The sequence below is a fragment of the Skermania sp. ID1734 genome (assembly GCF_007489285.1).
In the GTDB taxonomy this organism is placed as follows: Bacteria; Actinomycetota; Actinomycetes; order Mycobacteriales; family Mycobacteriaceae; genus ID1734.
Map to the genome: position 1 here is coordinate 179,880 of NZ_VLIY01000002.1, position 13,446 is coordinate 193,325.

Annotated in this window: 14 protein-coding genes; 5 read left to right on the top strand and 9 right to left on the bottom strand. The window is 65.4% G+C overall.

The annotated features are described in order from the left end of the window. Window positions 1–124 precede the first annotated feature (124 nt). Window positions 125–964: a hypothetical protein gene (locus FOS14_RS02880; protein ID WP_255450053.1), complete on the top strand. Its 840-nt coding sequence runs from the start codon at window positions 125–127 to the stop codon at window positions 962–964. A gap of 21 nt (window positions 965–985) precedes the next feature. Here FOS14_RS02880 and FOS14_RS02885 read toward each other — a convergent pair whose 3' ends face one another. The 5 genes from FOS14_RS02885 to FOS14_RS02905 form a co-directional block, all read right to left on the bottom strand. Further along, the gene (locus FOS14_RS02885; RefSeq protein WP_143768757.1) at window positions 986–1,561 is read right to left on the bottom strand and encodes a carboxymuconolactone decarboxylase family protein; all 576 of its coding nucleotides are present in this window, start codon (window positions 1,559–1,561) and stop codon (window positions 986–988) included. A 3-nt stretch (window positions 1,562–1,564) separates the two neighbouring features. Continuing rightward, window positions 1,565–1,873, bottom strand: coding sequence for a hypothetical protein (locus FOS14_RS02890; protein ID WP_143768758.1), 309 nt, complete (start codon window positions 1,871–1,873; stop codon window positions 1,565–1,567). Continuing rightward, window positions 1,866–2,363 carry an SRPBCC family protein gene (locus FOS14_RS02895; protein ID WP_143768759.1) on the bottom strand — a complete coding sequence of 166 codons (498 nt, stop codon included), beginning with the start codon at window positions 2,361–2,363 and terminating at the stop codon, window positions 1,866–1,868. Before FOS14_RS02895 ends, FOS14_RS02890 begins: the two co-directional genes overlap by 8 nt. Then, the gene (locus tag FOS14_RS02900) at window positions 2,360–2,692 is read right to left on the bottom strand and encodes a helix-turn-helix transcriptional regulator (protein ID WP_255450021.1); all 333 of its coding nucleotides are present in this window, start codon (window positions 2,690–2,692) and stop codon (window positions 2,360–2,362) included. The genes FOS14_RS02895 and FOS14_RS02900 overlap by 4 nt, the downstream gene beginning before the upstream one ends. A 129-nt stretch (window positions 2,693–2,821) precedes the next feature. Then, complete coding sequence (locus tag FOS14_RS02905) at window positions 2,822–3,736, bottom strand: helix-turn-helix transcriptional regulator (RefSeq protein WP_143768761.1); 915 nt, start codon at window positions 3,734–3,736, stop codon at window positions 2,822–2,824. Window positions 3,737–3,884: 148 nt separating this feature from the next. Here FOS14_RS02905 and FOS14_RS02910 point away from each other — a divergent pair, with 148 nt between their 5' ends. The 3 genes from FOS14_RS02910 to FOS14_RS02920 all read left to right on the top strand — a co-directional run bounded on the left by FOS14_RS02910 (window position 3,885) and on the right by FOS14_RS02920 (window position 6,935). Next, entirely contained in the window at window positions 3,885–5,120 is a 1,236-nt protein-coding gene (locus FOS14_RS02910; RefSeq protein WP_143768762.1) for an MFS transporter, read from the top strand. Window positions 5,121–5,158: 38 nt separating this feature from the next. Next, the gene (locus FOS14_RS02915) at window positions 5,159–6,184 is read left to right on the top strand and encodes a zinc-dependent alcohol dehydrogenase family protein (protein ID WP_143768763.1); all 1,026 of its coding nucleotides are present in this window, start codon (window positions 5,159–5,161) and stop codon (window positions 6,182–6,184) included. Window positions 6,185–6,485: 301 nt separating this feature from the next. Next, window positions 6,486–6,935: an iron chaperone gene (locus tag FOS14_RS02920; protein WP_143768764.1), complete on the top strand. Its 450-nt coding sequence runs from the start codon at window positions 6,486–6,488 to the stop codon at window positions 6,933–6,935. Between the two features lie 13 nt (window positions 6,936–6,948). Here the strand turns inward: FOS14_RS02920 and mddA are convergent, their stop codons facing one another. Next, on the bottom strand, window positions 6,949–7,668 hold the full coding sequence (gene mddA / locus FOS14_RS02925; protein WP_143768955.1) for a methanethiol S-methyltransferase: 720 nt from the start codon (window positions 7,666–7,668) through the stop codon (window positions 6,949–6,951). Between the two features lie 226 nt (window positions 7,669–7,894). Here mddA and FOS14_RS02930 point away from each other — a divergent pair, with 226 nt between their 5' ends. Beyond that, a complete protein-coding gene (locus tag FOS14_RS02930; protein WP_143768765.1) occupies window positions 7,895–9,382 on the top strand; it encodes an NAD(P)/FAD-dependent oxidoreductase in 1,488 nt (495 codons plus the stop codon). 13 nt (window positions 9,383–9,395) lie between these two features. Here the strand turns inward: FOS14_RS02930 and FOS14_RS02935 are convergent, their stop codons facing one another. Genes FOS14_RS02935 through FOS14_RS02945 form a run of 3 tightly spaced genes read right to left on the bottom strand, consistent with a single transcriptional unit; the run spans window position 9,396 to window position 13,409 of the window. Next, window positions 9,396–10,145, bottom strand: a complete 750-nt coding sequence (locus FOS14_RS02935; protein WP_143768766.1) for a TetR/AcrR family transcriptional regulator — start codon at window positions 10,143–10,145, stop codon at window positions 9,396–9,398. A gap of 32 nt (window positions 10,146–10,177) precedes the next feature. Beyond that, window positions 10,178–11,761 (bottom strand): FAD-dependent monooxygenase, encoded by a 1,584-nt coding sequence (locus tag FOS14_RS02940; protein WP_143768767.1) that lies wholly within the window; start codon window positions 11,759–11,761, stop codon window positions 10,178–10,180. After that, window positions 11,748–13,409 (bottom strand): (2,3-dihydroxybenzoyl)adenylate synthase, encoded by a 1,662-nt coding sequence (locus FOS14_RS02945; RefSeq protein WP_143768768.1) that lies wholly within the window; start codon window positions 13,407–13,409, stop codon window positions 11,748–11,750. The genes FOS14_RS02940 and FOS14_RS02945 overlap by 14 nt, the downstream gene beginning before the upstream one ends. Between the last annotated feature and the right edge of the window lie 37 nt (window positions 13,410–13,446).

Sequence of the window (13,446 nt, forward strand, 5' to 3'; positions counted from 1 at the left end):
CCAACCGCGGTGAACTCGCCGCCGGCGGAGCTCTCAGCGGGCTCTCAGCGCGGTCGGGGCAGACTGTTTCGAGTACCCGGTACACGACGAGACTGGAGGACTGGTGTCTTTCGACAGCACCTCGATGCAGCAAACCGGACAGCAGCGGTATGTCATGCGCAAGTTGCCGCACATTACGGCCGTGTTCTGGATCCTGAAGATCGTCGCGACCACGCTCGGTGAGACCGGGGGCGACCTCCTCGCCCAGACCCTGCAGGTGGGGTACCTGGTCAGCACGATCATCTTTTTCGCCTTGTTCGCAGTGGCGGTCGTTTTCCAGCTTCGCGCCCGGCAGTTCCATCCGGCGATCTTCTGGACCGTCATTGTGCTGACCAGCACCGCCGGCACCACCCTGTCTGATCTGATGAACCGCACCGGCGATATCGGCTACACCGGCGGGGCGATCGTGCTCACGAGCTGCCTGGCGGTCGTTTTCCTGTTGTGGTGGCGTAGCGGGCAGACGTTGGATGTGGAGAACGTGGCCACGTTCAAGGGCGAACTGCTGTATTGGGTCGCCATCTTGTTCTCCAACAGTCTGGGAACCTCAAGCGGGGACTTCATGTCCGACAGCCTCGGTATCGGTTTCCGCGACAGTGCGCTGATCGTGTCGTTGGTGATGTTGGCTCTGCTCGCGGCGCACTACAGCACCCCCATCAACAGCATGTTGCTGTTCTGGCCGGCGTTCGTGCTGACCAGGCCCCTTGGCGCGACCGCCGGCGACGCGTTGAGCAAGCCGCGCGATCACGGCGGACTCGCGTGGGGTACGGAGTGGACCACAGCCGCGCTGGTGGCCGTTCTCGTCGGTCTGGTCGTCTACCAAACCATCCAGGTCCGTCGGCACCCGCTGGATCCCGTGCCGGCGCTGGTCAATCGGCGCACGGGCGAGCCAGAACAACCTAACGGCGCGCTGGTCAGCGTCAGCTGAGGTCCGCTGGTTATCGCGCGACTATCGATAGCCGCGCTTCAACAGGTATCGCGCACCGGATTCCATCGCCGCGGGACTGGCGACGTCGAAGTTGAACGCATCGGCGAGCCGGTCGGTGGTGTTGAAGACCAGGCACACGGCCAGGGCGTCCTCGAGTTGCGCTTTCGAAACGCCGGCCGCCATCACGTCCCGGACATCGTCCGCATCGATGTGATGCTCCCGCGTGAGCTTGCCGAGCAGGCGAAGCGTCGCGCGGAGCGGCTCGTCGATCGGCGCGGTCTCGATGTCGCTGAGCGTGGCGGCTACCTTTGCGCGATCGCCGTACCAGAGGCCCGAGGTGGCCGAGTGTGCGGCGATGCAGAACTCGGTCTGATTGACCTTGGAAACGAAGGCGGCCATCAACTCGCGATCGCCGACCGACCACGCCGACGGCCCGCGCATTGCTTCATGAGTGAGATCACCGCCGCCGTAAAACTCCGGGCGGTACAGCGCGAGCTTGACAGCATCCACCACCGGTTGGCGCGAGACCAGCCGAATCACCGCAAACAATGCCTTAGTCCGGAGCCCGTGGCCGTGGTCGAGGATCGATAGCCGCATCGTTCAGCCCTGCCCGGTTGCGGCGGACACAGCAGACAGCGCGTTTTGGTAATCGCGACTGGCTTGTCCGACGGCCGCGCATACCACGATCTCGAAGATCTGATCTTCGCTCAGGCCGGCCGCCCGGACGGCGGCAACATCGGCATCGGTGACGCTGGTGGCGCGGTGGGCCACCTTCTCGATGAGCGTGCGCATCGGTTCGGCGAGCCCGGAGTTGTCGAACGCGGCGCGGCGCAGTTCGGGTGGTGCAGTCGCAGCATCGTCGAGGATGCGTGCAACGAGCGCGCTGTGCAGCGCGGCGATGTCAGACATTGCCTGTCTCCCTAGTGATTTCGTGTAGAAGGGCGGCGAACCGGTTCAGGTAGAGCGGCCATCCTTCGCTGCCGCCGACACCATCGCGGACCGCTTGCCAACCTGGACCGTGCCGGTCGAGGTGGCTGTGCTCGACTTCAACGCGTGTGCTGCGTGATGAGGTGGCGCGGAAGCGCACCTCGACCTCGCTGGTGCGGTTTGGATCCGATTCGATTCGCCACTGGGGGCTGATGTTCCAGCTGAAGACGAGCCGCCGTGGCGGATCGTAGACGATGATTCGTGCCCACCGGCACTCCTCGCCGGTGGCCGCGCGATCCACGATATAGCCGCCCACCCACGGCTCGAGTTGGGTCGAAACGATGGGCGCGCCAAGCAGGTTGTGCTCCGGCGGTTTGAAGTCGCCGAGGCGCTCGGTGAAGACCGCAAAGGCCGTTTCGATCGGCACGGGAACGTCGATGCTCTTGTGCACCACGGCTTGTGAAGAAGTCATCGATCCTCCTCGGATTGGCTCTCCTCGCCAGAGACCAGATCTGCATATCCGGCCAACGTCCGCCTCCAGTAGGTGTCCAACTGGTCTCGCAGCGCCGCCAAGGCCACCGGGTTGACGTGATAGATACGCCGAGTACCCGAGGCTTGCTCGCTGACCAAACCGGCGTCTTTGAGCACCTTCAGATGTTGTGAAACGGCAGACCTCGTGACCGGAAGCCCTTCAGCAAGTTCACCGACGGCACGCGGCCGCTCCGCGAGACGGGCCACGATCGTGCGTCGGGTCCCGTCTGACATCGCGGCCCAACCGTCTGGTGCTTGGTCAGCATTCACTAACCGTTAGTAGACGCTCACACATGGCGCCGAGTCAAGAGCCGACGGCCTTCTCGCCGCGCGCGGTTTTGCTGTGCTGGCCTACACCCGCGCCCATGCAGCCTTGCAAAGCACGCGCGGCGAGTGCGCTCACTCGGGGTGCTTGTCCAGGGCGCGATCGCCCCGAGCGCTGCCGAGGTTCGTCACGGTCCAGGTGGCGAGCAGGGTCATCGCGTCGTCCGACGGCGAACCGGGTTCGGGGCTGTAGATCGTGAGCACGAGGCCGGGGTCGGCTGGCAGCGGCATGGTTTCGTAGCTCACTTCGATGTCACCTACGACGGGGTGGTGGAAACGCTTGGTGCCGGTGTAATGCAGGCGCACATTGTGTTTGGCCCAGCGGGTACGGAATTCTTCGCTGCGCGTGGACAATTCGCCGACCAGATCGGAGATGCCGCGGTTATAGGGGTCGCGGCCAGCGTCGGTGCGCAGCAGGTTGACCGCGCTGTCGGCCATCTGATCCCACTCGGGATAGAACTCGTGCGCGCGCGGATCGAGAAAGCAGAAGCGGACGAAGTTGACCGGCTGGCTCGGGTCGGGATGCAGCGGATCGGGATAGAGCGGGCTGTAGAAGGCGTAAGCAAGTTGGTTACCGCACACGAAGTCATGGCGGGCGTTGCGGACGAAGGCAGGCACGGTCATCGCGTCGCACAGGCGCTGGACCATTGGCCGGATCGTCTTGGTGCGCCGCGGCCGAGACCGCTGCGGGCCGGTCGTGACCGCGCGGTGCAGGTCGAAAAGGTGTGAGCGCTCGGCTTCGTCGAGTTGCAGCGCGCGGGAGATCGCGTCCAGAACGGATTCCGAGACGCCACGAACCTTGCCCCGCTCGATCTGGGTGTAGTAATCGACCGAGAGCCCGGCCAGCGTGGCAACTTCCTGGCGACGCAGTCCGGCCACCCGGCGCTTGGCCGCGTCGTACACCGGCAACCCGACCTGGTCAGGGGTGATTCGGGCGCGCCGCGACGCAAGGAACTCACCGATTTCCGCTGCACGTTGCTGGCTGTCCATACCGGCGACATTACGACTGGGGCGACCGCCGCGACCAGGTGTTGTCAGAGGGGTGTTGGCAGCACCCCTCTGGTCATCACCTCCCACGTGCGCCGAATTCAGCGTTGCATGAGAGTCAGTAACCGATGGGGAACCAGGAAGAGAGCACATGTCACTGCGACACGACAACGCGCCGACCCGGCTGCCGGCTGTGGTCTATGTGATCGGTGCAGGCATCTTCCTCATGGGTACCACTGAGTTCATGATCGCCGGTCTGCTGCCTGAGGTCGCAATGGATCTGGGCGTCGACGTCGCTCGGGCGGGTTTGCTGGTCACCGCGTTCGCGGCCGGGATGATCATCGGGCCGCCGGTGATGGCCTTGGCCACCGTGCGACTTCCCGCCCGGGCGACCCTGGTGGGCGCGCTGGCCGTGTTCGCTGCCGGACACATCGTTGCGGCGGTGAGCGATTCGTTCGCCATCGTGACCGCTTCCCGAGTCATCACCGCACTGGCGACCGGAACCTTCTGGGCGGTGGGTGCAGTCGTGGCGACCGCCGTAGCAGGTCCAGGAGCGAGCGCACGAGCGCTGGCGGTGATGTCGGGCGGGCTGAGCCTGGCCGTGGTTGCCGGGGTGCCGTTGGGGACCTTCGCCGGTCAACTCACCGGATGGCGTGGGCCGTTCTGGATGCTGGCCGTCCTCGCGATCGTGGCGATCGGCGCGGTTGCGCGGTTCGCTCCCGCGGATGCGGGCGAGCCGGGCGATCGGTTGTCAGCCCGCGACGAGGTGTCCGCGGTACGGCCGTGGCGAATGTGGGTTGTGCTCGGCGCGATCATGCTCGCCCAAGCCGGGTTCCTCGGCGCCTACAGCTACATCAGCCCGTTGCTCACCGACCGCGCCGGGATTCCCGCCGGGCTGGTGCCGGTTGTGCTGGTCGGGTTCGGGATCGGTGCGCTGGTCGGCACGGCAATCGGCGGTCGCATCGGCGACCGCTACCCGCTGGCCACGGTCGCGGCCGCCGTTTCGCTCACCGCGACCGCGCTGCTGGTCCTGGCCGCCGCCGCGAGTCACTCGCCGATCGTCGTAATCCTGGTCGTGCTGCTCGGCGCCTGCGGGCTCGGCGCCAACCCGGTACTGATCGCCCAGACACTGCGTCAGGCCGGTGGCGGCTCGACGCTGGCGTCGTCGCTGGCAACGGCGGCTTTCAATCTCGGCACCGCCGCCGGATCGGCGCTGGCCGGCGCCACGCTGACGACCTCACTGGGACTCGTCGGTCCAGCTGTGCTCGGTGCGGTGCTCACCGGATCCGCGCTTGCACCGATAGCGGTGCTGGCCGCAACAACGACACGACGGAGCCCGACGGGCCCACACGAAGACGGCAGGGCCGTGCCGGTCGCAATCGGCTGACACGCCCCGAGCGCACATAGAAGAGAAAGGAGCCAACCATGCGTGGAGTTGTGATGGACGCCCCCGGCCAGGTTCGGGTGGTCGAGCGAGAGGACCCGAAGATCGAAGAGCCGACCGATGCGGTCATCCGCATCACCGCAACGTGCATCTGCGGGTCGGACCTCTGGCCCTACCGCGGTGTCGAGGCTGTCGACCACACCCTGATGGGCCACGAGTACGTAGGCGTCGTCGAAGAGATCGGCGACGCGGTAAAGACCTTGAAGGTGGGCGACTTTGTGGTCGGCTCGTTCTGCATCTCCGACAACACCTGCGAGATTTGTCAGGCCGGGTATCAATCGCGTTGCGTGCATGGTGGATTCGTAGCCGGGACGATCGGAACCCAGGCCGAGCGCGCTCGCATTCCCCACGCGGACGGAACCCTCGTCGCCACCCCCGGTAAACCTGATGCGGAGCTGATCCCGTCGTTGTTGGCCGCTTCCGACGTGCTGGGCACGGGGTGGTTCGCGGCGGTGGCGGCCGACGTCGGGCCCGGCAAGACGGTCGCCGTGGTCGGCGACGGTGCCGTCGGACTGATGGGCGTGCTGGCAGCGAAGCAGCTTGGTGCGCAACGAATTATCGCAATGTCTCGCCACGCCGACCGGCAGCGTTTGGCTCGGGAGTTCGGGGCGACCGACATCGTCGAAGAGCGCGGCGAGGCGGGTGTGGCCGCGATCAAGGAACTCACGGATGGCCTTGGCGCACATTCGGTCATCGAGGCGGTGGGCACCCAAGAGTCGATGCTGCAGGCCATTCGGTCGACCCGACCCGGCGGTCACATCGGGTATGTCGGCGTCGCGCACGAGGGTGTCGCGCTGCCCGCCGACGAACTGTTTTTCTCGGAAGTGCACCTGCACGGCGGCCCCGCACCGGTGCGGCGGTTCTTGCCCGAACTGATTCAGCTCATCTGGGATCGAAAGATCAACCCGGGCAAGGTGTTCGACCTTACGCTACCGCTCGATGAAGCTGCGGAGGGCTACCGGGCGATGGATGAGCGTCGCGCGATCAAGACCTTGCTGACGGTCTGAGTGGACGGCGTGTCAGGGCTATTTGTACATGCCGTCGCGCAGGTTGATGCCGTACTCGATCCAGGCGTCATGCGTCTGGTTCGCGCACTGTTTAGGCGGTTCGGACCGGTTGTAACCGCACCGAACCGGTAGGACGGGGAGCGAAAGCATGGGAACTGCGCGAAACCGGTCGGAGTAGACACTGCCGCCGACACCGACACTTCGATCACGAATGAAGAAGCGTCACCGGCATCGTCCGGCCTAGCCTTCGTGACAAGGCCGGCAGCACGCCGAGCCAGTGACCCAAAAGGAGGCGCGACAGATGCCAGCGAAGAGTTCCCCAACCGAATCCGGTGGCTTCACCGATGCCGAGCGCGCGGCGATGAAGCAGCGCGCCGCGGAGTTGCGTGCGGAAGGCAAGAAGGGTGCCAAGCAGGCCGACGGACTGCAGGCGCTGCTCGATGCAATCGAAAAGATGACGCCGGAAGATCGTGCGCTCGCCGAGCGCGTCCATGCGACGATCACGGCAACCGCGCCGGAGCTGTTGTCGAAGACGTGGTACGGGATGCCCGCCTACACGAATGCGGACGGCAAAACTATTGTGGCGTTCAAGAATTCGGGCAAGTTCAACACTCGCTACTCGACGCTGGAGTTCCAGGACGCGGCAAACCTCGATGACGGGGACGTGTGGCCGGTGTCGTACGCAATGCAGAAGTGGAGCCCCGCGGTCGAGAAAAAGCTCATCGAGCTGATCAAGGCCGCGGTCTCCTGACTCCCGAGGTCTGTCATGACCGGCGCCGCGGATGCGGCACCAGCATCGGCACCTGCCGGCGGTATTGGCGGTAGCGGTCACCGAACGCGGTGACGAGGTCATGTTCCTCGAAACGGACGGCGACGAGAACGTAGCCGGTAACCACTGCGGCGAACAGCAATCGGCCGTCGGTCATCGTCGGAGCCGCCCAGAAGGCGATCAGAAAGCCGAGGTAGAGCGGGTGCCGCACCATCCGGTACAGCGTCGGGGTCCGGAAATCGATGGGACTGGGCGACTTTCCGGCGCGATAGCGAAACACCTGCCGAAGTCCGAACAAATCGAGGTGATCGATGGCAAGGGTGGCGATCAGCGCGAGGGCCCAACCGGCCAGTGACAACGTGTAGATCGCAATCCGCGCAGGCGTCGCATCAACTTCCCAGACAATCCCGGTCAGGGGCCGCCACTGCCACATAACCAGCGCCAGTGCGGCAGTGGCGCACAGGACATAGGTCGAACGCTCCATCGGTGGTGGGATGACGCGGGTCCACCGCCGCTTGAACGCCGGGCGTGCCATCACCGAATGCTGCACGGCGAACACCGACAGCAGCGCAAGGTCGATGACTATGGCGACAGCCGTCGAAGCCTCGTGACCCGAGTCGATGGTCCGCGGCACGACAAGTCCCTCCACCCAGCCGATGGAATACAGCAAAGTGGCCAGAAACAGCAGGTAGACGAGACTGCCGTAGACGGTCATCGCGCTCGCAGAGCGGCGGTGCGGCGCCGCGTCGACGGCGCGATACCTGGGTGCGGTTGTGGACATGGCGTACTCCTGAGGTTTGCCGGTCGAAGCGGACGGTCGGGTGTTCACGAGCATGCGCGGGCGCGCAGGTACCCAGCCAGCGACCCAAGGGTGCGAAACCCTCCACCTCGATTCGGCCTGATGCGTGGCGACACAGCAGTGAGCGTGGGACAGTTCCCTCATGACGGGGCGGCGAGTCGCTGTGATCGGATCCGGACCTGGTGGGCTCGTGGTAACGCGCTGGCTTGTGTCCCAGGGATTCGAGCCGACGATCTTCGAGCAAAGTCACACGCTCGGCGGCCAATGGGCGAGAGTTCCCGGCAGCAGCGGGATCTGGCCGGCGATGCACACCAACAGCAGTCGGGTCCTGACGGCGTTCAGCGACCTCGAACACGTCGACGGTGCTGTCTACCCGTCGAACAGTGCGGTGCTCGACTACTTGAAGCGCTACGCACAGTTGTTCGGTCTCGTGCCGCTAATGAGATTCGGCACGCCCGTCGAGGACGTACGTCGAGACGACGACAGGTGGCTCGTGCGGCACGCGAATGGCGAGGAGACGTACGACCGCGTCGTGGTCGCGAGCGGCCGCTTCCACGCCCCGGCGATACCGCCGGTTCCGGGGCTCGAGACCTTCGCGGGTTCAGCCGGCGTGATCAGCACCTACCACTACCCGGGACCGTCGAGCTACCGCGGGAAGCGAATTCTCGTGGCTGGCTGCGCCGTGAGTGCTCTCGAAATCGCTGCCGAACTCGCCCAACTTGGCGCCGCTCGCGTGGTAGTGACACAGCGGCGCCAGCGGTACGTGCTGCCCAAATTCGCCGCAGGTGTTCCGTCCGACCACAGGATGTTCACCAGATACGGCACGCTCGCGAGCGAACGACTACCGGCAGCCGAAATCGACCGGCAACTCAAGGAAATCGTGCTCGACGCGGGCGGAAGCCCGGAGCAGTACGGGGCCCCAGCGCCGGACCGCTCGCTCCTCGCCGCTGGCGTGACGCTGAACCAGCACTATCTGGCGTTGGTTGCCGAGGGCCGAATTGCGGTGCGTCCGTGGATGACTTCCGTTCATGACGCCAGGGTGACGTTCGCCGACGGCCATGCCGAAGACTTCGACGCAATAGTCCTGGGCACCGGATTCCACCTGCACGTGCCGTTTCTGAGCGATGAGGTCAAAGCGGTGCTCGACATCGACACGCTGCACCTCGACGCCGACCGGTATACGTTCCACCCTGACCTGCCGGGGTTGGCATTGATGGGGATGTGGGACCAATCCGGTGGCTATTTCGTGCCATTGGAGCTGCAGGCTCGATGGATCGCATACACGTGGGGCGGTGCCATCGCGTCACCAAACGAGCCAGACCAGCGACGGTCGATCGATGCGTACCGCGCCCGGCGCGGGATGCCGCAGAAGACGCGAATGAACCTGGCAGCGCTCGCCTTTGCCCGAGCCGCCGGGGTGGAGCCGCACCTGGACAATTGGCCGAGCCTGCGCCGAGCGCTGCTCTTCGGACCTCTGGCGCCAAGCTGCTTCCGGCTCGAGGGACCGGATGCACTGCCCGACGCGCCGCACCGAATTGCGCGCGACGCCGCCGCGTTCGGTGCCATCACGTCCAACGAGCTGTCCGAACGTGAACAGCGGTATTGGTCGCTAGTTTCGAGCGCGCTCTAAGGCTCACTGGCGATCACGGTTGGGCGTCGAGGTGGCGTTCGAGGTAGTCGAGGTTTTGTCGAAGTTGTGCGATCGCTCTGGCCGGCCCGTCAAGAGACTGGGCTGCTTGCCCTTCGATCACCAGGCTGTGGATTGCCATGTCTGCCAGTTGGTTTGCCACGGCCTGGTCCTTGCTCGCGCCCCCGCCAGGGCGATACCACCAGGCGACCCAGTTCAGCATGCCGATGATGCCGAGGGCAGCCGTTCTCGAGTCGAGAGGACGGAACTCGCCGGAAGCGATCCCGTCGTCGATGACGGTGACGAATTCCTTGAGCACGCGGCGCCGACTCTGCTGATATGACTTGGAAAGTCCCTCGGGGAGTTCGGCTTCGGACCTGATCATTACCTGGAATCGTTCCGGGGACTGGGTCTGGTGCAGCGCGATCGCGCTGGCCATCGCTCGCAGCTTATCGACCGGTCCAAGATCACCACGCTCGTTGATCCCGTGCAGTAGCGCGGCCGGTTCCTCGGTGATCTCGCTGACCAGTCTGGCCAACAGCTCGTCCTTGTTCGCGACGTAATGATAGAGCGCCGGGCGGGTCAACCCGGTCGCATCCGCGATGTCCTGCAGGCTTGTCGCCGCGAATCCCCGTTCAGCAAAGAGCCGGGTGGCGTGCTCCATGATCTGCTTCTCGACAAGGTCACGGCGCGGATTGCTGGCGGCCGGCGCAGACCGGGTCTTTTCGCTCTTGCGGCCGCGTCGCGCTTCTTGCTGGGCTGGCATGGGCGAAGAATAGCCCTCCGCAACGGTGCTTTTCATGCGTGTGCCTGAAGATACAGTTCTGCCGCCGGGTCGGTGGATTGTGCCGCGGCATCGTCGATATGAACCAGATCTGTTCTGGCGCTGGCTAGTCCGGCGGCGAGATCACCGGTATACGTGCTTGGGGCCTCGACGACAACGCGCACTTTTTGGTTGCGGAGCCGCTCGGCGACGGCGAGCCGGGTGAGCACGCTGGACCGGTCGCCAGCGCCCGTGAGCCACAGCGTTCCGGTGCTGGGGATATCACGCAACAGCGCATCGGCTTCGGTGCCCCAGGCGTCGTTGATCGCTACGTTGATCACAGACGTGTCGGCGTCGTCGCGCAGTTCGGCGGGCGCGATCCGGGTCGGGTGGCGGGCCGAATCGCCGTCGAGCGGGCGAGAAAGAACCCACTCGATCACGTCGGTGCCCGGAACGGCCGCGCGGTCGACTCCCGCATAGGCGGCCAGTCCGTCGCGCGCGAGGTCCGGCGCCGACCGGAGGTAGTGGTCGATATCGACCTTGCCGGCGCGGGTCATGTAGCTCAGCATGAGTTGTTCGACAGGCAGATGCAGCCGATCCGGGAACGACTCCCACCACAACTCGCTGCGGTGCGCCACCGTCTGGAAGTGCTCCACGGCGGGACGGCGCGCCGAGTCGTAGTCGGCGAGGGCGGTGGCGACGTCTGGCGCGGCGGTGATCGCGGCGTCGAGCGCGATAGCGTCCTCCATGGCGAGTTTGGTTCCGGAGCCGATGGAGTAATGCGCGGTGTGCGCGGCGTCACCGAGCAGGACGACGTTGCCAGCGTGCCAGTTGCGGCATTTGATGGTTCGGAACTGCGTCCACCTCGTCCGGTTGCCGATGAGCGGGTGTCCCTGCAGTGGGCCGGCGAACGCTTCCTGCAGATAGGTGAGGGAGGCCAGGTCGCTGTCGCTGGGCAAGGTCTGCTCGGTGGAACGGTCGAATCCCGCATTGCGCCAGGTGTGTTCATCGGTCTCGATGAGGAAGGTGCTGCGGTCCGGCGCGTATGGGTAGGCGTGCGCGACGAACGTGCCGTGTTCGGTGGTCACCGGCACGAACATCGCGGTGGGCAACGCGAAATCGGTGCCGCACCAGAGATACAGGCCGGCGCCGGTGTCGATGTGCGGTTGAAATCTGTCGGCCAGTGCGGTGCGCGTGGCACTGTTTATGCCGTCGGCAGCGATGACGAGGTCGGCGTCGAGAGTTGCGATGTCGCGCCGAGACCCGTAATGCAAATGAACACCGGCCTGTTCGGCCTTGTGCTGCAACACCTCGAGCAGAGTGGTGCGGGCGATCGCGAGCAGGTTGCCGCCGGGCAGGCGTGCCACCTGATCGCTGACCTGCATCGACATCTCGTGCGGATAGGCGACGTCGACGATCGCATCCAGCGAAGCGGGGTCGGCCTCACGCAGATTGCGCTGGGTCCGCGACGCAAGCCCGACGCCGAAGCCGAACGTTTTGTCCGGCACGCCCTGCTCGTACACCCTGACGTCCGCGTCGGGATTGCTGAGCTTGAGAAGGCGCGCGGCGTAGAGGCCGCCGGGACCGCCGCCGAGCACGGCGACACTATCGAGTCGCATAGTGTTCACTTCCTTTCGCCGCCGTGGCGTTTCGCTCGGCGTCCAGCTTTGCGACGACATCGGCGCGTAGCGACTTCTTGTCGATCTTGCCGACATTGCTGCGCGGCAACGCCGCTACCCACTCCAGTCGCTCCGGCCATTTGAACTTGGCCACTCCGAGATCGGCGAGGTGTGCCTGGATGGCGCTGAGCGGTAGTTGACTTCCATCCGTGGAAACCAGGTAGGCGCAGGTCTTTTCGCCGAGCCGTGGATCTGGCATGGCGACGACGGCGGCGTTGGCGACCGTCGGGTGTTGCAGCAGCAGCACTTCGAGTTCTTCGGCATTGATCTTTTCACCGCCGCGGTTGATCAGATCCTTGATTCGGCCTTCGATGGAAACGTAGCGGACTCCGTCGACCGTGGTGATGGCCGCGAGGTCGCCGGTGCGATAGAACCCGTCCGTCGCGAAGGCGGTGCGATTGTGCTCGGGCGCATCGAAGTAGCCGGGAATCGTGTAGGGCCCGCGGCAGCACAATTCGCCCACCGCGCCGTCGGGCACCGTGTCTTCGGTTCCGGGTTCGAGGATACGAATTTCGTCCTCTGCACAGACCGGGACGCCAACTGTGGTGAGTCGTGCCGTCGCCGGCGACTCGAGCGGGGTGACCATGAACATGCCCTCGGACATGCCGAAAAGCTGTCCGGCCCAAGCTGTCCGCTCAACGTGCTGAAACAGCGCGGGAGTCACTTTGGCTCCGGAGAGCACCACCCGCTGCAGGTGTTGCCGGGCCGGTTCGAACGCCGGTGACAGCAGCGCCTGATAGTGGCCGTGCCCGATCAGTACGTCTGTCGCCCGCGCGCGGGCCATCAACTCGAAGGCCTTGCCGGCGTCAGTCGTGGCGAGGATCAGGCACGCGCCGACCGAGTGCGCGGCGTGCAGGCCGCAGGTGATTCCGGCGTTGTGAATGATAGGAATCAAATGGGCCACTCGAACGTGCTCGTCCCAGCCGAGCGTCCGCGAGTACATCACCGCGTTGTTCCAGTACTCGGCGTGGATGCGCGGTATCACCTTGGGGGTGCCGGTGGTTCCACCGGAAAGTTGGAAGGCGACCACGTCGCACGGGTCTATACCAGATTGGATGCACTCGACCAATTCCCGTGCGGCGCCGGCGTCGATGTCCTCGCCGAGCGATTCGCCCGCGATGAAGAGGTGCCGGATCGTGGGATGTCCTTCGGCGTGCGCGCGGGCGAAGTCGAGCAGACCGGGCACCTGCGGATCGACGAAATGCGCTACTGCACCGACCTTCCGACTGATCGGGCCGATCTCGTTGTCGCGGTGTGCGGCCAGGGTGGCGACCGGGACCAGCCCCGCCTTGATCGTGGCGTACCAGGCCAGCACGGTATCGAGGCGATTGGTGAGCTGGAAGATCACCGGGTCTCGGGGCTGCAGACCCAGCCGCACCAGCGCCGCGGCGAGTTGATCTGTGCGCCGGTCGAGTTCGGCGTAGGTGATGGACTCGTCGGCGGTGATCACGGCGGGCCGGTCTGGGAAGCGGGCAGCGACGCCGTGGAGCCGCTGCCCGGTGGTCTGGTTGCTCCATGCTCCGCTGGCGCGATACTGCGCAGCGCGCTCGGTCGGGTAGGGAACCACCCTCCCGTCCCAGTTGCTCATGAGTGGAGGTCCTTCCTGAGCATCGCAGTGAGTACCG